Annotated in this window: 16 protein-coding genes and 2 pseudogenes; 7 read left to right on the top strand and 11 right to left on the bottom strand. The window is 69.9% G+C overall.

Annotation, left to right across the window (positions count from 1 at the left end; all coding sequences use genetic code 11):
• Nucleotides 1-2: 2 nt before the first annotated feature.
• Nucleotides 3-1,049, bottom strand: coding sequence for an OmpA family protein (locus tag JMO03_RS00755; protein ID WP_202839228.1), 1,047 nt, complete (start codon nucleotides 1,047-1,049; stop codon nucleotides 3-5).
• Nucleotides 1,050-1,525: 476 nt separating this feature from the next.
• On the opposite strand from JMO03_RS00755, the pseudogene uvrA reads away from it, so the two are divergent.
• Both uvrA and JMO03_RS00745 read left to right on the top strand, forming a co-directional pair.
• Nucleotides 1,526-4,348, top strand: a pseudogene (gene uvrA, locus JMO03_RS00750) (excinuclease ABC subunit UvrA); the annotation flags it as partial.
• A 49-nt stretch (nucleotides 4,349-4,397) separates the two neighbouring features.
• The gene (locus JMO03_RS00745; protein WP_238345773.1) at nucleotides 4,398-4,892 is read left to right on the top strand and encodes an acyl-CoA thioesterase; all 495 of its coding nucleotides are present in this window, start codon (nucleotides 4,398-4,400) and stop codon (nucleotides 4,890-4,892) included.
• Here JMO03_RS00745 and JMO03_RS00740 read toward each other — a convergent pair.
• The 6 genes from JMO03_RS00740 to JMO03_RS00715 all read right to left on the bottom strand — a co-directional run bounded on the left by JMO03_RS00740 (nucleotide 4,879) and on the right by JMO03_RS00715 (nucleotide 10,591).
• Nucleotides 4,879-6,300 carry a sigma-54 dependent transcriptional regulator gene (locus JMO03_RS00740; protein ID WP_202839219.1) on the bottom strand — a complete coding sequence of 474 codons (1,422 nt, stop codon included), beginning with the start codon at nucleotides 6,298-6,300 and terminating at the stop codon, nucleotides 4,879-4,881. The two genes, JMO03_RS00745 and JMO03_RS00740, sit on opposite strands and share 14 nt — an antisense overlap.
• Nucleotides 6,301-6,513: 213 nt before the next feature.
• Entirely contained in the window at nucleotides 6,514-7,983 is a 1,470-nt protein-coding gene (locus tag JMO03_RS00735) for an acetate kinase (protein ID WP_337926329.1), read from the bottom strand.
• A gap of 30 nt (nucleotides 7,984-8,013) precedes the next feature.
• Nucleotides 8,014-8,520, bottom strand: a complete 507-nt coding sequence (locus JMO03_RS00730; RefSeq protein WP_202839217.1) for a hypothetical protein — start codon at nucleotides 8,518-8,520, stop codon at nucleotides 8,014-8,016.
• Complete coding sequence (locus JMO03_RS00725; RefSeq protein ID WP_238345772.1) at nucleotides 8,520-9,212, bottom strand: C39 family peptidase; 693 nt, start codon at nucleotides 9,210-9,212, stop codon at nucleotides 8,520-8,522. Before JMO03_RS00725 ends, JMO03_RS00730 begins: the two co-directional genes overlap by 1 nt.
• Complete coding sequence (locus tag JMO03_RS00720) at nucleotides 9,212-9,601, bottom strand: hypothetical protein (RefSeq protein ID WP_238345771.1); 390 nt, start codon at nucleotides 9,599-9,601, stop codon at nucleotides 9,212-9,214. The genes JMO03_RS00725 and JMO03_RS00720 overlap by 1 nt, the downstream gene beginning before the upstream one ends.
• Before the next feature lie 99 nt (nucleotides 9,602-9,700).
• The gene (locus JMO03_RS00715) at nucleotides 9,701-10,591 is read right to left on the bottom strand and encodes a hypothetical protein (RefSeq protein WP_202839213.1); all 891 of its coding nucleotides are present in this window, start codon (nucleotides 10,589-10,591) and stop codon (nucleotides 9,701-9,703) included.
• A gap of 59 nt (nucleotides 10,592-10,650) precedes the next feature.
• On the opposite strand from JMO03_RS00715, the gene JMO03_RS00710 reads away from it, so the two are divergent.
• Nucleotides 10,651-10,818 (top strand): hypothetical protein, encoded by a 168-nt coding sequence (locus tag JMO03_RS00710; protein ID WP_202839205.1) that lies wholly within the window; start codon nucleotides 10,651-10,653, stop codon nucleotides 10,816-10,818.
• A gap of 256 nt (nucleotides 10,819-11,074) precedes the next feature.
• On the opposite strand, the gene JMO03_RS00705 is transcribed toward JMO03_RS00710, so the two are convergent.
• Nucleotides 11,075-11,521 carry a copper chaperone PCu(A)C gene (locus JMO03_RS00705; RefSeq protein ID WP_202839203.1) on the bottom strand — a complete coding sequence of 149 codons (447 nt, stop codon included), beginning with the start codon at nucleotides 11,519-11,521 and terminating at the stop codon, nucleotides 11,075-11,077.
• Between the two features lie 38 nt (nucleotides 11,522-11,559).
• On the opposite strand from JMO03_RS00705, the gene JMO03_RS00700 reads away from it, so the two are divergent.
• Complete coding sequence (locus JMO03_RS00700) at nucleotides 11,560-12,315, top strand: enoyl-CoA hydratase/isomerase family protein (protein ID WP_202839201.1); 756 nt, start codon at nucleotides 11,560-11,562, stop codon at nucleotides 12,313-12,315.
• A 3-nt stretch (nucleotides 12,316-12,318) separates the two neighbouring features.
• Here JMO03_RS00700 and JMO03_RS00695 read toward each other — a convergent pair whose 3' ends face one another.
• The 3 genes and pseudogenes from JMO03_RS00695 to JMO03_RS00685 all read right to left on the bottom strand — a co-directional run bounded on the left by JMO03_RS00695 (nucleotide 12,319) and on the right by JMO03_RS00685 (nucleotide 15,126).
• On the bottom strand, nucleotides 12,319-13,173 hold the full coding sequence (locus JMO03_RS00695) for a sulfurtransferase (RefSeq protein WP_202839199.1): 855 nt from the start codon (nucleotides 13,171-13,173) through the stop codon (nucleotides 12,319-12,321).
• Nucleotides 13,170-14,014 (bottom strand): annotated as a pseudogene (locus JMO03_RS00690) (NUDIX hydrolase). Before JMO03_RS00690 ends, JMO03_RS00695 begins: the two are co-directional and overlap by 4 nt.
• A 395-nt stretch (nucleotides 14,015-14,409) precedes the next feature.
• Nucleotides 14,410-15,126 carry an FKBP-type peptidyl-prolyl cis-trans isomerase N-terminal domain-containing protein gene (locus tag JMO03_RS00685; protein ID WP_202839197.1) on the bottom strand — a complete coding sequence of 239 codons (717 nt, stop codon included), beginning with the start codon at nucleotides 15,124-15,126 and terminating at the stop codon, nucleotides 14,410-14,412.
• Nucleotides 15,127-15,328: 202 nt separating this feature from the next.
• Here JMO03_RS00685 and JMO03_RS00680 point away from each other — a divergent pair, with 202 nt between their 5' ends.
• The 3 genes from JMO03_RS00680 to nth form a co-directional block, all read left to right on the top strand.
• Nucleotides 15,329-16,111: an enoyl-CoA hydratase/isomerase family protein gene (locus JMO03_RS00680; RefSeq protein ID WP_202839195.1), complete on the top strand. Its 783-nt coding sequence runs from the start codon at nucleotides 15,329-15,331 to the stop codon at nucleotides 16,109-16,111.
• A gap of 11 nt (nucleotides 16,112-16,122) precedes the next feature.
• Complete coding sequence (locus JMO03_RS00675) at nucleotides 16,123-16,530, top strand: hypothetical protein (RefSeq protein WP_238345768.1); 408 nt, start codon at nucleotides 16,123-16,125, stop codon at nucleotides 16,528-16,530.
• Nucleotides 16,527-17,207: endonuclease III (gene nth / locus JMO03_RS00670; protein WP_202839193.1), on the top strand; the 681-nt coding region annotated here is incomplete at its 3' end. The genes JMO03_RS00675 and nth, both read left to right, overlap by 4 nt.

Here is a 17,207-nt window from a genome sequence, read left to right as displayed (position 1 = left end):
GATCAGTTCTGGACGTTGAGCTCGGTACGGCGGTTGACCTCGCTCTTGCAGCCCGGCAGCGTCTGCGCCGTCGGCTCCAGCGGACGGCTCTCGCCGTAACCCACAGGACCCATCAGGCGACCGGCGTCGATGCCGTTGCTGGTCAGGTAGTCGTACACCGCCGACGCACGGCGCTCGGACAGGCTCTGGTTGTAGGCGTCCGAACCGCACAGGTCGGTATGGCCCGCCACTTCGACCCGCAGCTCCGGGTAACGACGCAGGATCTCGACCGCCTCGTTCAGGATCGCCACCGCGTCAGGACGCAGCGTCGAACGGTCGAAGTCGAAGTTCACACCGTTCAGGTCGATCGTGATCGGGGCCGGCGGCGGCGGCGGGGCCGGCTCGGACGGCGGCGGCGGCGGCGGCGGGGCCACCGGCCGGGTCGGCTCCGGTCCCAGCGGGATCAACACGCCGATCGACGCGATCACATCGCCGAAGAAGCTCTCTTCCTGCTGGTGCGGATACCCCGACGAGTCCACGCCGGACTCGGCCGCATAGCTCGAGTCGTCGAAGTCGGCGCGATAAGCCAGTTCGGCACGGACCGCGACGCGACGGCTGAAGTCGCCCTGCAGACCCACGCCCACCTTGGCAGCCAGATTGCCGTCCTCACGCTGCAGCGGGGACTCCGTGCCGGTCAGAGCGGCGTATTCCTCTTCCGAGCGCTGGTAACCCAGCCCGAACAGGACATAGGGCGCCCAGTTGCGCTCGTCGGAAATGAAGTGACGGCGCAGGTCCAGCGAGATGCCGTACTGGCTCCACAGCAGGTCGCTGTTGTGGTTGAAACTCGGATTCTGGTAGTTCAGTGCGCCTTCCACCGACCAGGTCGGGCTGATGAACTTGCCCAGTCCCAGGCCCAGCGCGTAAGCGTCATCGGTACGACGGTCGGTGTCCTGCAGGTTGTAGCCGGCCGAGCCACTGATATACCAGCGGTCGTCGAATTCCTGCGCGGACGCGGCCGAGGCCACGGCCAGGCCACCGAGCAGCGCAAGGCTGAGGAGGTTCTTCTTCATCATTCCAGTTCCTTTGAAGGGATTCGCCAAAATCGTTCTGTAGTTGTTGCGACGCCGGAACTTCGGCAAAGCGATCTGTGGTGCCAGTCGTCAGCCCCCCCGTACAGCCATGCATGCTGAACGGACGCCGGCAGGTTAGATTCAGAGCCGTGAAGGGCGCGTTAACAACCAAATAACGTCTTGCCCTGTTCCCGCCCGAAGGTATGCCGCATCCGGTCGGTGAAGCTGAGGCGGGCAAAGCAGCGCAAGCGACGCGCGGGACCCGGCCCGCCGGGACTGCGCCGGCCCGCCCCGGCCGAATGACCGCCGGCCGTCCGTTAAGAACGCTCCCTCGGTCCCGCGTCTCATCGATGGAGACGGGGGGAGACGAAGCTGGCATTCCCCCCATTTGCCCCCACATCGGCGGCTCGCTAGGCTGATCGATTCCCCGTCCGCCCGGCTGCCCTCCCCCAAGCCCCCTACCGGAATCCTGCCCGATGGCGATGGACACCATCCGCATTCGCGGTGCCCGTACCCACAACCTGAAGAACATCGACCTCGATCTGCCGCGCGACAAGCTGATCGTGATCACCGGGCTGTCGGGCTCGGGCAAGTCTTCCCTGGCCTTCGACACCATCTACGCCGAGGGCCAACGTCGCTACGTGGAGTCGCTGTCGGCCTACGCGCGCCAGTTCCTGAGCGTGATGGAGAAGCCGGACGTCGACCATATCGAAGGCCTGTCGCCGGCGATCTCGATCGAACAGAAGTCGACCTCGCACAACCCGCGTTCCACCGTCGGCACCATCACCGAGATCTACGATTACCTGCGCCTGCTGTTCGCCCGCGTCGGCCTCCCCCGCTGCCCGGACCACGGCTATCCGCTGGAAGCGCAGACGGTCAGCCAGATGGTGGACCAGGTGCTCGCGCTCGACCCCGAGCAGCGCTGGATGCTGCTGGCGCCGGTGGTGCGCGAGCGCAAGGGCGAGCATGCCCAGGTGTTCGAGCAACTGCGCGCACAGGGCTATGTGCGCGTGCGGGTGGATGGCGCGCTGCACGAGATCGACGCTGTGCCGCCGCTGGCGCTGCGCCAGAAGCACACGATCGAAGCGGTGATCGACCGTTTCAAGGTGCGCGAGGACCTCAAGCAGCGCCTCGCAGAATCCTTCGAGACCGCGCTCAAGCTCGGCGACGGCATGGCCTCGGTGCATGCCCTCGATGACGACGCGGTCGCGCCCCTGCTGTTTTCCTCCAAGTACAGCTGCCCGGTATGCGACTACGCGCTGCCGGAGCTGGAGCCGCGGCTGTTCTCCTTCAACTCGCCGGTCGGCGCCTGCCCGACCTGCGACGGGCTCGGCGTGTCGCAGTTCTTCGATCCGGCGCGGGTGGTGGTGCATCCGGAACTGTCGCTGGCCGCCGGCGCGGTGCGCGGCTGGGACCGCCGCAACGCCTACTACTTCCAGCTGATCCTGTCGCTGGCGAAGCACTACGGGTTCAACGTCGACACGCCCTGGCAGGAACTGCCGGAGAAGTCGCGCGCGGCGGTGCTGTTCGGCAGCGGCGACACCACGATCACCTTCAGCTACATCACCGACGCCGGCGGGCGCACCCAGCGCAAGCACCGCTTCGAAGGCATCGTGCCGAACCTCGAGCGTCGCTATCGCGAGACCGAGTCGGCGGCGGTGCGCGAGGAACTGGCGAAGTACATCAGCGAACGCCCGTGCGTCGACTGCGGCGGCGCGCGGCTCAACAGGTCGGCGCGCAACGTGTTCGTCGCGGAGCGGCCGTTGCCCGAGCTCGTGGTATTGCCGATCGACGAGGCGCTGCGCTTCTTCGGCGAACTGCACCTGCCCGGCTGGCGCGGCGAGATCGCGGACAAGATCGTCAAGGAGATCCGCGAGCGGCTGAGTTTCCTGGTCGATGTCGGCCTCGACTACCTGACGCTGGAGCGCAAGGCCGACACCCTCTCCGGCGGCGAGGCGCAGCGCATCCGCCTGGCGTCCCAGATCGGGGCCGGGCTGGTCGGCGTGATGTACGTGCTCGACGAGCCGAGCATCGGCCTGCACCAGCGCGACAACGAGCGCCTGCTGGGCACGCTGACGCGGCTGCGCGACCTCGGCAACACCGTGATCGTGGTCGAGCACGACGAGGACGCGATCCGGCTCGCCGACCACATCGTCGACATCGGACCCGCGGCGGGCGTGCACGGCGGCGAAGTGGTCGCGCAGGGCACGCTGGACGACGTGCTGAAGGCGCCACGTTCGCTGACCGGGCAATACCTGTCGGGCAAGCGCGCGATCGCGGTCCCTCCGCGGCGCCACAAGCCCAACCCCAAGATGCAACTGCAGTTGCTGGGCGCGTCCGGGAACAACCTCAAGGACGTCGACCTGAGCATTCCTTCGAGCCTGTTCACCGCGATCACCGGGGTGTCGGGTTCGGGCAAGTCGACCCTGATCAACGACACGCTTTATGCGCTGGCCGCCAACGAGATCAACGGCGCCTCGCACAAGCCCGCGCCCTACCGCGAGGTCCATGGCCTGGACCTGTTCGACAAGGTGGTCGACATCGACCAGTCGCCGATCGGCCGCACCCCGCGCAGCAACCCGGCGACCTACACCGGCCTGTTCACGCCGCTGCGCGAACTGTTCGCGCAGGTTCCGGAAGCGCGGGCGCGCGGCTATTCGCCGGGCCGCTTCAGCTTCAACGTGCGTGGCGGCCGCTGCGAGGCCTGCCAGGGCGACGGCCTGATCAAGGTCGAGATGCACTTCCTGCCGGACGTGTACGTGCCCTGCGACGTCTGTCATGGCAAGCGCTACAACCGCGAGACGCTGGAAATCCTCTACAAGGGCTACAGCATCCGCGACGTGCTGGAAATGACGGTCGAGGACGCGCTGGCGCTGTTCGAACCGGTGCCGTCGATCGCGCGCAAGCTCGAAACGCTGCTCGATGTCGGCCTGAGCTACATCAAGCTCGGCCAGCCGGCGACCACGCTGTCGGGCGGCGAGGCGCAGCGGGTGAAGCTGTCGAAGGAACTCTCGCGCCGCGACACCGGCCGCACGCTGTACATCCTCGACGAGCCGACCACCGGCCTGCACTTCCACGACATCGAGCACCTGCTGGCGGTACTGCACAAGCTGCGCGACGACGGCAACACCGTGGTGGTGATCGAGCACAACCTGGACGTGATCAAGACGGCGGACTGGGTCGTGGACCTCGGCCCAGAGGGCGGCCACCGCGGCGGCACGATCATCGCCGAAGGCACGCCGGAGCAACTGGCGGCGATGCCGCAGTCGCACACCGGCCGCTTCCTCGCCAAGACCCTGGGACTGGAGGAAAAGCCCCGCAGGCGCCGTTCGGCAGCCTGAGCCGCGCATGCCGCCAGTCGCGGCCCTCCGCATCCTGAAGACCGACGACCCGACGCTCATGAGCCTGGACAACCGCACCGCCCTGTTCCGCCTGCCGATCGAGCTGCGCTGGCGCGACCTCGACGCGTTCAACCACGTCAACAACTCGAACTTCATGACCTACCTCGAGGAGGCGCGGATCCGCTGGTTCGACTCGCTCGGCGAACCCTGGCTGACCGAGTCGACCGCGCCGCTGCTGGCCGCGGTGCAGATGAACTACCGGGTGCCGATCGCGTATCCGTCGCGGGTGATCGTGGAACTGTTCGCGGACCGCGTCGGCAATACCAGCGTCACCATCGGCCATCGCATCGCCAGCGAGGACGGGACCGTGCTGCACGCGGACGGGAACGTGGTGATCGTCTGGGTCGATCGGGCCAGCGGGAGGCCGTCGCCGTTGCCTGGGTTCGTGCGCTCGGTCGCCTCTGGCGCCGATCGCGCCGCCTCCCCACTCAGCGCACCTTGACCAGCGCCAGGCGGCGGTCGATCGATTCTCCGCCGGCGTCGTGCAGGCCATGGCGGCGCAGCAGGCGGTACAGGGTCACCCTCGAGATCCCGAGCTCGTCCGCGGCCATCGCCAGCCGGTAGCCGGTGCGCGCAAGCGCGCGTTCGATCGCCGCACGCTCGCCCTCACGCCGCGCCAGGTCCAGGGACAGCGAACCGTGGCCATCATCGGGCAGGTCCTCCAGTCCCAGGTCGCGGGCTGAGATGTAGCAACCGTCGGCCATCACCATCGCCTCGCGCACCCGGTTGATGAGTTCGCGCACATTGCCCGGCCAAGGATGGCTCTGCAGCGCGCGCAGCGCGCCCGGCGTGAACCCCTTGAAGCGGAAACGCCCTTCGCGCGCATGCAGCCGCAGGGCGTGGCGGGCGATGAGTTCGATGTCTCCGATCCGTTCGCGCAGCGGCGGTATCCGCAGTTCGATCACCCGTAGCCGGTGATACAGGTCCACCCTGAAGCGGCCCTCGTCGACCGCCTGTTCCAGATCCACATGGGTGGCCGACACGATCCGGGCATCCACCTCGATCGGCGAAGTTCCCCCCAGCCGCTCGATCGTGCCCTGCTCGAGGAAGCGGAGCAGCGAGGCCTGGGACTCCATCGGCAGGTCCGCCACCTCGTCCAGGAACAGCGTTCCCCGGTGGGCCATCTCGACCCGGCCCAGCTTTCGCTGCGCCGCCCCGGTGAACGCACCGCGCTCGTAGCCGAACAGTTCCGACTGGATCAGGCTTTGCGGAATGGCGCCGCAGTTGATGCCGACGAACGGCATCCGGCTGCGAGTCGACTGCCGGTGGATCGCGGCGGCCGCCAGTTCCTTGCCGGTGCCGGTCTCGCCCGACAGGAACACGGGTGCGTCGCTGGCCGCCGCCCGGAGCAGCCGGCCCGCCAGCCGTCGCACGCCCGCGCTGTCGCCGACCATCCCCTCGATCGCGGGCGTCGACGCCGCACCTTCCTTCCCGTCCACCGCCAGCGACGCCATTCCGTGGGCGTGCCCGAGCACGGTCGCCAGCAGTTCCCGTTCGCAGGGCCAGGTCACGTAGTCGTGGCAGCACTCGCGCACCAGGCGGCGCAATGGCTGCAGGGCAAGCTGCCCGGCCTCCAGGATGGCGACCCAGGCCACCTGCCTGGCGGCCAGGGCCTCGGCGAGCGCCGGCCGCCGGCGCAGCGCCTGCAGTCCGACCTCGTCCAGCCCGCGCAGGTCCAGCAGCGCTACGCACGGCTCGCCGCGACTCGTCGCATGCAGCACCCGTTCGTCGTCCTGCGTCGATCGCAGGCGCCAGCCGGCGGCACGGGCCGCCGCCTCCAGTCCCGCCTCGTCGACACCGACGTATCCGTGGAACCGGAACGTCTCGCGCAACTCCGGGCACGCGGGCATACAAGATCTCCCTGCACCCGCCCCCTCGGGCTGCCTTCCACCGTTGTCCCGAACCAACGCAGGGTGGCGCCGGGGTCGGCCACGACGCGCGACCCGATGTCCGCCCAGGACCCACCAGGCGAAGTCGGTTCCGGGAACGAACCGCCCCTGCGCGGCGTCTCCGCGCTGCCACGCATGGCAGCGCGCGGCCCGCCGGCCCGGACCGGCGGGCGCCTAGAACGTGACCGGCAGACGCACGGCGAGGGAGAGGTCGGGGGTATCGCGGGTGACGCCCACCCCGACAGCGACATTCAGGTTGGTGCGATCCGACAGGCGATAGGAGGCGCCCATCATCAGCGTCCCGAGCATGAGCCGCACCGAGCCGGGCGCGTCCTCGCCATTCTGCCGGGTCCGGTCGACGAAGCTGTGGTCGTAGCCGAAGCTGACCGCCGCGCGCTCGTTCAGCGCCAGTCCCATGCCGACGTTGAAGCCGATGATGTCGCCGGCGGCGACGTCTCCAATCAGCTCTGTGGTGGTCTGCGGAAAGCCCTCCGGCGCGCCGCTGAGCACCGTGCGCGAAACGTCTTTCCGCTCGAAATTGTGCAGGTAGCTCAGGCTGCCGAAGAACACCACCGGGTCCGACGCGTACAGCCAGGTGATTCCCGGCTGCAACGCGGAGAAGCCGCTGCCCGTCGGCGCTTCCAGCGGCAGGCCGGTGCCGATGGCATTGGCCACGCACCGCGTCACGCAGTCGGTCACCACCTCGAACAGGTCGCGGCCGGTGCGCGACTTGTAGCGCAACCACACCACGTAGAAGGGCTTGTCCACGCCACCCTGGTTGAGCTGGTAGCGCGCGGTGAGCTCGACGTCCCCCAGTCCGCTGCCGTCGGTGTTGAACACCGAGTCCTGCGCCGCGCCGGTGAAGATCTCGCGGCTGACGGTATCGCTGGTGATGTAGCTGTAGGGCAGCTTGAGTTCCAGCTCCAGCCGCCGGGTCAGGCCATAGCGCGCGGCCAGCGAGGCGGTGAGGCTCGAAACCTTGACCTGGCGCACGTCGATCAGGCCGATCAGGATGGCGGGGATCACCGTGTAGCCGACCAGCGCGACGCGGTCGTTGGATGAGTAGCCCAATTGCAGCGCGGGCTCCAGGATCAGGCGCCCCCTGGGGGTCAGCACGCCCGGCTGGTCGAAGATCTGCGCGACCTCGGGCGGACGCTCGGCCGATTCGGGCGGTCGCCCGACCGGACCCTCGCTCCCTGCGACGCTCGGCTCCGAAGCAGACTGCACCGTCGCCCCGGGCGCTGCCGCGGCCTCGGCAGCGCCCGTCGCGGGCGAAGCGAATGTGGCAACGGTGTCCGCGATCGCCAGCGGCAACGCGGGAGCCGCGGGGTCGGGTCCGCGCGCACGCAGGTCGGCCAGAAGCGACCCGCGCAACTCGTGCTTCAGTCCATCGAGTTCGCGCTGCTGGCGTTCCGCAAGCGCCTGCAGTGCGCCGATCCGCCGGTCCTGCTCGACCAACCGCGCCTCCATCGACCGCAGTCGATGCGCATCGTCGCCCATCGGCGGCACGTCCGCATCCTGCGCCCATGCGCCATCCATCAGCAGCGCGAGGCAGCCAGCCGCAACCAGGCGCAGGCAGCGCAACGGTGGCGGCGCATGCCCGACCCGGAGCGGAAACATCACCGGCTGATCGTCCTGGTTCACGTCACCTCCCTGTCTGTCCATGGACCGGCCCTACGGACCGCCTACCGCCGACAGCGAGGCCCGCTGCAGTGCCTCACCGGCATTGAGCGCCTGCCACATCCCCAGAGTGCCGACCCCGACATCGAGCGTCGTGCGCACCTGGATGGACTGGTTGTCGAGCGTGTTCTGGATGACCAGGCCGGCCATCTGCGCCTGCATCGTGTTGCCGGCGCCGATCCGGACCAGTTGCACCTGGCCCAGGGCGGCGAGCTGCGCCGCTTCCTGCGGAGTGATGCGACCCACGTCGGCGACGTGGACGCGCAGCGACGAAACCAGTCGCCCGTTGACGTGCACCACCCGCTCGAAGCCGAACGACACCTGCAGGCCCGAAGGCAGCCGGTATCCGCCGCGCAGGCCGTCGAGCTGCGCGGGTGCGAGCGGCATCCAGTCGGTACCGGGTGTCACCGGGTTCGGGCCTTCCTTCGCCAGGGCGGGACCGGCGCACAGGGCCGCGGCCACCATCCACACGGACGCGATGCCGCGCACGAATCCCTTCATCAGATTTCCCCCGGCCCACGCCGCGGCATGACCACGTCACGCAGCCCCTGCCGGGCGATGCCGAGCTGCAGAGGCGCCACCGGCGCGAGGTTCCAGTCGCGCGCGGCGTTGAAGCTCGCCAGCTCGCGACGGTTGTGGACCACGAACAGCACCTTGCTGTCCCACATGGCCTCGAAGTCGCGGCGCGGGATCGCGCGCGACCCGCGTGCCGGATCGCCCACCAGCACCCGTCCATCGCGCAGCCCGCGCACCACCACGAAATGGCGGTAGCCGCGTTCGTTCACCAGTACGATCGCCGGCAGTCCCTGTTCGTGCAGCTTGTCCAGCGGCAACACGAACCCGTCGGCACGGAAGCCGCGCGACTCCAGGTAGGCACGCATGTCGAGCAGGGAAAAGCCCTCGCGGCGGATCCTGCCCTGGTCGCCGGCGGCGTACATGGCGCGGAACACCTCGGCCTCGGTGACGGGCATGCCGTACTGGTAGGTCAGCAGGGTCGCCAGCGCGGCGGAGCCGCAGCTGAAGTCGTACTGCTGGCGCACCGTCGAGCGGAAGCGCGCTTCCTTCAGGCTGGTCACCGCGAGCGAGTACCCGCCGCCGTTCGGCACGCGCAACGCCAGTTCCGCGGCCGGCACGCAGGCTGGCACGATCACCAGCAGCGCAGCCATCATCAGCGCGGGACGCGAGATCATCATCAGCGGCCGGGATCGCCGAAACGGACGTTGACCGAGGTGCCGTTCTGGATCAGCACGTTCGATCCGCTGTTCTGGATCACCGTCGACAGGCCTGCAGCGTTGGCGAACGCGCCATCGCCGACGTGGTTGCCGCCCGAGACCACGCCGGTGGCGCTGTTGCCGGACACATTGCCCTGGTTGTCCACGCTCACCACCACTGTGGGATCGCCGCCGCGCAGCGCCGCCAGGGCGTCGTTCGGGATCTCCTGCCCCAGCGCCTGCGGCGCCTGCAGCGGGGTGGCGCCGTTGGCACGGTCGGCCGCCGTGTCCGTGGCCGTCGCCGACAGGGGCCATGCCAGCCACAGGCATGCCCCCCACACACCGGGTTTCGTTCGCTTGCTTGCGTCCATGACGTTCTTCCTCGGTCTCGCTGGCTCGCAGCCGCAAGTCGCGACTGCGTGACCGGAAGCGGCCCCACGGTCACCCGCGGGGCCGCTCGCGACGCTTCGTTACGGACCGACCGTCAGGTTGGCCTGGACCGTCACGCCCTGCTGGATCAGCGCGGCGGCGCCGCTGTTCTGCGCCATCACCATGATTCCGGCGGCCGCGTTCGCCGAACCATTCATCGTGTTCGACATCTCGAAGCTCCCGGCGTGGGCATACGCGGTACCGCCTGCGCCACCCGCTCCGCCGTCGCCGCCGGTGCCGGCGCCGCCCGTCGCATCGCCGCCGCGGGCCGCGCCGCCCGCGCCGCCGTTGCCGGCCATCGCACTGGCGTCGCCGCTGCTGCCGCTGTTGTCGCTGGACGCATCGCCGCCGGTGGCCGAGGTGCTGGCCGACGCCCATGCGTCGGCGGGAGCATCGGCGGTTGCGGTTGCGCTCCCGGGACCGCGTTCGCGGGTCCGCGCGCGCGCATCGGAGTCGGCTCCCGAGGCGGCCACGCCGAGCGCGCCGTTGAGGCTGGCACTGGCCGAATCGCCATCGCGTGCGCTGCCGGCGGCGGCGTTGCCGCCATCGCCGCCATCGCCGCCGCCGGAGAAGCCGCCGACCGCGATGCCGCCCAGGCCGGCGCCACCGTCACCACCATCGCCGCCGGCGGCGTTGCCGCTGTTGCCCGCGATGTTGCCGAGGCCCGACACGCTGTTCCCGGTCACCAGGCCGTTGAGTTCGGTGGTCGCGACGACCGTGCTGGTACTGGTGTTGAACGAGTCGGCCATGCTGGCCGATGCGGTGCTGTTGTTGTCCGCCGCGGCGTTGCCCGCGCCGAGCGCCAACGCGAGCCCGATGTTGTCGCGGTTGCTGCCGCGGGTCGAATTGTTGTCGCCCGCACCGGCTTCGTTCTGGTCCTGGGCCAGCAGATGGCCCGGGGCACCCAGCGCGACCAGGACGGCTGCCGTCATGAGGCTGTTTCGAATGCGCATTGCAATACTCCTTGAGGTTCGAATGCGCCGACGCATGCATGTCGAACGACATCGGCGCAGGGGCAACGTCGCAAACGCAGTGCCAACTGCCGCCCGGCGTGTCCAGGAGATTGATTCCGCTCGGATTTCTGGCGGAACGCTTCGCAATGCGGGCGTTCGGCATGAGCCCCGGCCCCGTTTCCGGTGCGAGAACGTTGCAGACCTGAAACACCGGATCGCCGGCATCACCGCGCGGATCGATGAGCGACGCACAAACCCTTGATCCGGAAGACAAAAAAGACCGGTTCGACGATGTTTCAGGGATGAAGCAGCACCGGGAGCGGGCAGGACACGACGCGCACAGGCGGGAGCGCCTGCAGCGTCGTGTCGACCGTGATCGGGATGTTCCGGGCGGGCGCCGGTCCACGCGGACGCTGCGCCTGGCCGCCGCGCTCCGCCGGGCGATCGCGAAGTCCGCTACCGCTACAGCGCGTCCGGCCGGCGCACTTCGAACTGCGCGCGCAGCTTGCGGCCGTCCGCCAGCTCCAGCTCGATCGCGATGCGCTGCCCGAGCTCGACCTCCGCCTGCGGTCGCATCAGCATCAGATGCAGGCCGCCGGGCGCCAGCGACACCCTGCCCCGGGCCGGCACCGACAGGCTTTCCACGTGCCGCATGCGGCTGACGCCATCGACCTTGCGCGTTTCATGCAGCTCCACCGACGCGAACGCGGGGCTGCCAGCCGCGACGATGGCCACCGGCGTGTCGCACGGATTCCGGACCTCGGCGAACCCGGCCATCATCGGCATCGCCATCGGCGGCTGCCGGATCCAGCCCGACTCGACGACTGGCGCGCAGGTATCGTCCGCGCGCGCCAGCGACGCTGCGGCGAACAGCAGGGCAAGACAGACGAGGCTGCGACGGGTTTGCATGCCCCTATGATATCGCGACCCCGCCTCCGGCCACGCCCATGCAGCCCCTGATCGAACGCACCGAGCACGATGGCATCCATGAACTGCGCCTCGCGCGGCCACCGGTGAACGCGCTCGATCCGGAACTGTGCAGGCAGTTGCGCGATGCGGTCGCCGACGCCGTCGCCGCGGACGCGCGCGGCATCGTCCTGTGCGGCGGCCCCAAGGCGTTCTCCGCGGGCCTCGACGTGCCCCATCTGCTGACCCTCGATGCGAGGGCCGTACGCGACGCGTGGGAAGACTTCTTCCTCGCGGCCCGGGCACTGGCCGGCTCCCCGATCCCGGTGGTGGCCGCGCTCAACGGGCACGCGCCCGCCGGCGGCTGCGTGCTGGCGCTGTGTTGCGACTACCGGGTGATGGCCGCGGGCGATTACCGGCTCGGCCTCAACGAAACCCAGGTGGGACTGGTGGCGCCGGAGGGCATCCAGCGCCTGTTGCGCCGGGTGGTGGGTCCGCATCGGGCCGAACGCCTGCTGGTCGCGGGCGAGATGGTGCAAGCGCAGCGCGCGCTGGAGATCGGGCTGGTGGACGAGCTGGCCGAGATCGAGGAAGTCCCGCGGCGCGCGATGGCCTGGCTGCGCGAGTTGCTGTCGCTGCCGCGCAAGCCGATGCTGGCGACGCGCGCGATCGCGCGCGCGGAGGTGGTCGCCGCCCTGCAGCCGGAGGTGATCGAACTGGACCGGTTCGTCGCCGCCTGGGGCGATCCCGAGACGCAGGCCGCGTTGCGGGCGCTCGTGGCGAAGCTCGGGAAGTAGGGCTCAGGCGTCGCCGGTTGCGACCGGGTGCGAACGATCTTCGATCCAGCCGCTCCACGAGCCGGTGAACAGCTTCGCCCCGGGCAGGCCGGCGTGTTCCATCGCCAGCAGGTGATGGCAGGCGGTGACACCGGAGCCGCACATGGCCACGACCTCGCCGGCGGCGCGGCCCTCCAGCAAGGCATCGAACTCCGCGCGCAGTTGCGCGGACGGTTTGAAGCGACCATCGGCCAGGTTCGCCGTGTACGGGCGGTTGATCGCGCCCGGCACGTGGCCGGCGACCGGATCGATCGGTTCGACCTCGCCTCTGAAGCGTTCCGGGGCGCGCGCGTCGAGCAGCAGGCCACCGACTTCGAGATGGCGCCGGGTGCCGTCGGCATCGAGCAGACGCGAGTGGTCGAATCCCGCCCGACAGCTGCCACGGCGGGGCGTCGGCACCGCGGTTTCAACCGGCAGTCCGGCGGCCACCCATTGCGGCCAGCCGCCATCGAGGACGGCCACCGCCTCGTGGCCGAGCATGCGCAGCAGGCACCACAGGCGCGCCGCGAACGCGCCGTCGCCGGCGTCGTACGCGACCACGCGGCTCGCCGGCGAGATGCCCCAATCCGCGAGCCGGGTGTTGAACGTTCCGGGTTCGGGCCATGGGTGGCGGCCTTGCCCGGGCCTGCGCGGGCCCGACAGGTCGCGCTCGAGATCCGCATGCAGCGCGCCGGGCACGTGCCCGGCGCGGTAGTCGCGTTCCCCGGCCGCGGGGTCCGCGAGCGATGCGCGGCAATCCAGCACCACCAGGTCCGGCGCAGGCTGTGCGGCGGCGAGCGCCTCCGCCGACACCAGGATGTTCCAGCGTGGAGTCGTCATTCCAGCGCCTGCAGCCGTTCGCGCAGGTTGTACAGGATCGAGGCGGTCACGCCCCAGATGCGCTGCTCCGGCGCACCCGGGTACGGCGCGAATTCCAGGACATGGCGGACGCGACCGGCGAAGCTGATCTCCAGTTCACGCAGGTGGTCGCGCGCCAGCAGGAACGCCAGCGGCACCTCGAACACCGCGGCGACTTCCGCTGGATCGGGACGCGCGACGAAGTCCGGATCGAGCCGCGCGATCACCGGCATCACGCGATAGCCGGTGACGGTACGCATCGGGTCGAGAAACCCCAGAGGCGAGGCCTGCGCGGGTTCGAGGCCGATTTCCTCCCTGGCCTCGCGCAGCGCGGCGGCGAGCAGGCTGTCGTCCCCGGGATCCATGCGGCCGCCCGGCAGGCTCACCTGTCCTGCGTGCAGGCGCAGCGCCTCGGTCCGGCGCGTGAGCACGACCTGCAGATCGTCGCCGCGTTCGACCAGCCCGAGCAGCACCGCCGCAGGAATCGCGGACTCGCGCCCAGGCAGGCCGTCGAGTTCGGCCAGGTTCCACTCCGGCCCGGCGGGTTCGGCGTCGATCGGATGCAATGCGCGTGCGATGCGCTCGAACCCCGGCTCGAACTGCATCATCGGATCGGAACGCGTCATCGGAGCCCTCACGTCGTGCGCTGCGCCTCGCGCTGCGGCAGCACGTCCTCCATCAGGCGCAGGCGCTCGTCGTCGTCCATGTGCAGCCAGCGCGCGATCTCCGCCGAACTGCGATGGCAGCCCGTGCAGAGGCCGTCCTCGTCGAGCATGCAGACGCCGATGCAGGGACTGAGCACGGCGCGGAACGTGGAGTTCATCGGAGCAGACATTGCCATACGACGGCGCCCGTCGCCGCAAGAATCATCGCACCGGCGGTGCCGGCGCAGGAAAAGGGGGTCGGTGCAACGAAGGTCCCGCCCCGAGGGGCTGCGATGGCGCGAGCGCGCAGGGGAAGGCGTGTCACGCATTCGCGCGGGTGCAGGCGGGACGCCCGGCGACCATCCGGTGACGAGAACGTCCGGCTCGCGTCGCCCCGGAGCCGCGCATTCGACAGCCCGGAAGCCTGATGGATGGATCGGCCGCGCCCCGCTCGATGCACGTGGCCCGCTGCCCGCACACCCGCAAAACTGCAAAGACCCGCGCGTGCGCGGGTCACGCACTCCACGATGCCCGGGAGGATGCAGGACCCGCGCCGAAGCGCGGGTCCCGGCGGTCACTTGACGCTGACCAGCTTGACGTCGAACACGACCGCCTGGTTGGCCATGCGACCGGCACGCATGTCGGTGCCGTAGGCCTTGTCGCCCGGCAGGACCACTTCCCAGCGCGCGCCGGCCGGCATCTGCAGCAGCGCCTCGCGCAGTCCCACCAGCGGGATCTGGCTGACCTTCATCGTCACCGGACCGGCCTGCTGGCCTTCGCCCTGCGGCTGGGCGGTGTCGACGAACACGGTGCCGTCGGGCAGCGCGCCCTTGTAGTTGAGCTGCACGTCGCTGGCCTGGGTCGGCTTGGCGCCGCTGCCGTTCTCGATCACGCGGTACTGCACCGTGCTGCCCGGCAGGGTCTGCACGCCCTGCTTGGCGCGGTTCTGCGCGAGGAACGCGTCGCTCTGGGTCTTGTTGTCCGTCGACAGCTTCGCGAACTCGGCCTCCATCTTGGCCTGCTGGCGCTTCTGCATGTTCTCGACGGCCGCCTTGAGCTGGTCGACGGGGACCGCCGGCTGCTTCTTGGCATACGCGTCCTGGATCGCCTTGATCACGGTGTTGACGTCGACCGCCTCGCCGCGTGCGGTGAGTTCCGCGAGCTCGACGCCGGTGTTGAAGCCGATCGCGTAGCTCAGCTTGCCTCTCTCGGACGTGGTGTCCTGCGCGGAGGCCGCCGCGGAAACCAGGGTCATTGCCGCGAGGCTGGCGGCAAGCAGGCGCACTTTCATTCAGTCAATCTCCAAGGAATTCGATCGGCCGGAGTCCGGCCCAGACACGACACGGGGCGGTCGAACCGCCCCCTGATGGACACGCTAGGATAGCGGCCGCAGGGCTTAACCGCCACTGACGCCTTCCTGTGACCCGGGCCCGGCCGCCAAGTTCCCGCCGGGGCGCTTCGCCTCCTCCTCAACCTTAAGAATTCGTTCGCCCATGACTGATTCCCCTCTGCGCATCGACGATCGCGGCGCGATCCGCGTCGTCACCGTCGATCGTCCCGACAAGCTGAATGCCCTGAATTCCGCCACGCTGGACGCGCTGCACGCCGCCGCAGACGCCGCCTCCACGGACCCGGACGTCCGCGTGCTGGTCCTGACAGGGGCGGGGTCGAAAGCATTCGTGGCCGGTGCGGACATCGCCGAGATGTCCGGCCTGAGTCCCGCCCAGGGCCGCGATTTCGCCCTGCGCGGTCAGCGGATGATGCGGCGTTTCGAACGGCTGCCCAAACCGGTGATCGCCATGGTCAACGGCTTCGCGCTCGGCGGTGGACTGGAGCTTGCGATGTGCTGCCACCTGCGGATCGCGGCCGACACCGCACGGCTCGGCCAGCCGGAGATCAACCTCGGCCTGATCCCGGGCTTCGGCGGCACCCAGCGCCTGCTGCGGCTGGCCGGTCGCGCCGCGGCGCTGGAGCTGTGCCTGACCGGAGCTCCGATCGATGCCGTGCGCTCGCTGCAACTGGGCATCGTCAACCGGGTCGTGCCGGCAGCCGAGCTCGAAGCCGAGACGATGAAGCTCGCGTCGCAACTGGCCGGCGCCGCGCCTCTCGCGCTGCGGGGGATCCTCGACTGCATCCAGGTGGGCGGCGAAGCCGGCATCGAGGAGGGCCTCGAGTACGAGGCGGCGCAGTTCGGCCTGGTGTTCTCCACCGACGACATGCGCGAGGGCACCTCCGCCTTCCTCGACAAGCGCAAGCCCGTCTTCGGCGGGCGCTGAGCTCGACGCCCATGCGCCGACAGTCCTCCGGGTGCGCCACCCGTACCGAGACGCCCGCGGCGCCGGACGCGCGCCGGCTCGTCACGCTGCTGCGGGACGAGAATCTCGACGCCGCGATCGAGGCCGGGCTGATGGCCTGCACCGACGATGCATTGCGCGGACTCGACGAGCCATCGCGTGCGCTGCTGGTGGAAACGCAGCGACGGCTGCAAGTGGCCTGGGACGCGCGCGCGCGCTATCAGGCCCGCCAGATGCGGCTCGCGCGGCGCAAGGCCGAGCGCGATGCCCGCCGTGCGGCGTCGCTCGCCCCGGCCGCGCAACCGGACCGTGGAGCTCCGGCCACCGCGGCCACGCCCTCGCTGCCCGCCGCTGCCGCGGCAGCACTGGCGCGTGCGAAGGCGCGCGCCGGGTCGTCATGACGCGGCCGACGGCCGCGCGCAAGCGCAGGACCGCCGCGCCCCGCAGCCGGCTCTCGCCCGCGGAAGTCCGTGAGCTGTTCTCGCGCCTGGCGGAACTCGATCCGGCACCGACCACGGAACTGGAATACACGACGCCGTTCGAGCTGCTGGTGGCGGTGGTGCTGTCGGCGCAGGCGACGGACGTGGGGGTCAACAAGGCGACACGCCGGTTGTACCCGGTGGCGAACACGCCGCAGGCGATCCTCGCGCTCGGCGAGGAAGGCCTGAAGCGCTACATCTCGACCATCGGGCTGTTCAATGCGAAGGCGAAGAACGTGATGGCGCTGTGCCGGATCCTCGTCGACGCGCACGGCGGGGAAGTGCCGCGCACGCGCGAGGCGCTCGAAGCGCTGCCCGGCGTGGGCCGCAAGACCGCGAACGTGGTGCTCAACACCGTGTTCGGCCAAGGGACGATCGCGGTGGATACGCACATCTTCCGCGTCGCCAACCGCACCGGGCTGGCGCCCGGCAGGGACGTGCGGGCGGTGGAGGACGGGTTGATGCGGGTGGTGCCGGAGGAGTTTCTGCTCGGGGCGCATCACTGGCTCATCCTGCACGGCCGCTACGTGTGCAAGGCGCGCAAGCCCGACTGTCCGCACTGCGTGATTCGCGACCTGTGTCGCTTCAAGGACAAGACG

The sequence above is a fragment of the Luteimonas saliphila genome (genome assembly GCF_016774335.1).
GTDB lineage: Bacteria > Pseudomonadota > Gammaproteobacteria > Xanthomonadales > Xanthomonadaceae > Luteimonas > Luteimonas saliphila.
This window is presented reverse-complemented; position numbering and strand designations above follow the sequence as displayed.

Bases quoted from the DNA above. Each gene is read 5' to 3' on its own strand.
- JMO03_RS00755 (WP_202839228.1), bottom strand. From the start codon at position 1,049: ATGAAGAAGAACCTCCTCAGCCTTGCGCTGCTCGGTGGCCTGGCCGTG.
- JMO03_RS00745 (WP_238345773.1), top strand. From the start codon at position 4,398: ATGCCGCCAGTCGCGGCCCTCCGCATCCTGAAGACCGACGACCCGACG.
- JMO03_RS00740 (WP_202839219.1), bottom strand. From the start codon at position 6,300: ATGCCCGCGTGCCCGGAGTTGCGCGAGACGTTCCGGTTCCACGGATAC.
- JMO03_RS00730 (WP_202839217.1), bottom strand. From the start codon at position 8,520: ATGAAGGGATTCGTGCGCGGCATCGCGTCCGTGTGGATGGTGGCCGCG.
- JMO03_RS00725 (WP_238345772.1), bottom strand. From the start codon at position 9,212: ATGATGATCTCGCGTCCCGCGCTGATGATGGCTGCGCTGCTGGTGATC.
- JMO03_RS00720 (WP_238345771.1), bottom strand. From the start codon at position 9,601: ATGGACGCAAGCAAGCGAACGAAACCCGGTGTGTGGGGGGCATGCCTG.
- JMO03_RS00715 (WP_202839213.1), bottom strand. From the start codon at position 10,591: ATGACGGCAGCCGTCCTGGTCGCGCTGGGTGCCCCGGGCCATCTGCTG.
- JMO03_RS00710 (WP_202839205.1), top strand. From the start codon at position 10,651: ATGTCGAACGACATCGGCGCAGGGGCAACGTCGCAAACGCAGTGCCAA.
- JMO03_RS00705 (WP_202839203.1), bottom strand. From the start codon at position 11,521: ATGCAAACCCGTCGCAGCCTCGTCTGTCTTGCCCTGCTGTTCGCCGCA.
- JMO03_RS00700 (WP_202839201.1), top strand. From the start codon at position 11,560: ATGCAGCCCCTGATCGAACGCACCGAGCACGATGGCATCCATGAACTG.
- JMO03_RS00695 (WP_202839199.1), bottom strand. From the start codon at position 13,173: ATGACGACTCCACGCTGGAACATCCTGGTGTCGGCGGAGGCGCTCGCC.
- JMO03_RS00685 (WP_202839197.1), bottom strand. From the start codon at position 15,126: ATGAAAGTGCGCCTGCTTGCCGCCAGCCTCGCGGCAATGACCCTGGTT.
- JMO03_RS00680 (WP_202839195.1), top strand. From the start codon at position 15,329: ATGACTGATTCCCCTCTGCGCATCGACGATCGCGGCGCGATCCGCGTC.
- JMO03_RS00675 (WP_238345768.1), top strand. From the start codon at position 16,123: ATGCGCCGACAGTCCTCCGGGTGCGCCACCCGTACCGAGACGCCCGCG.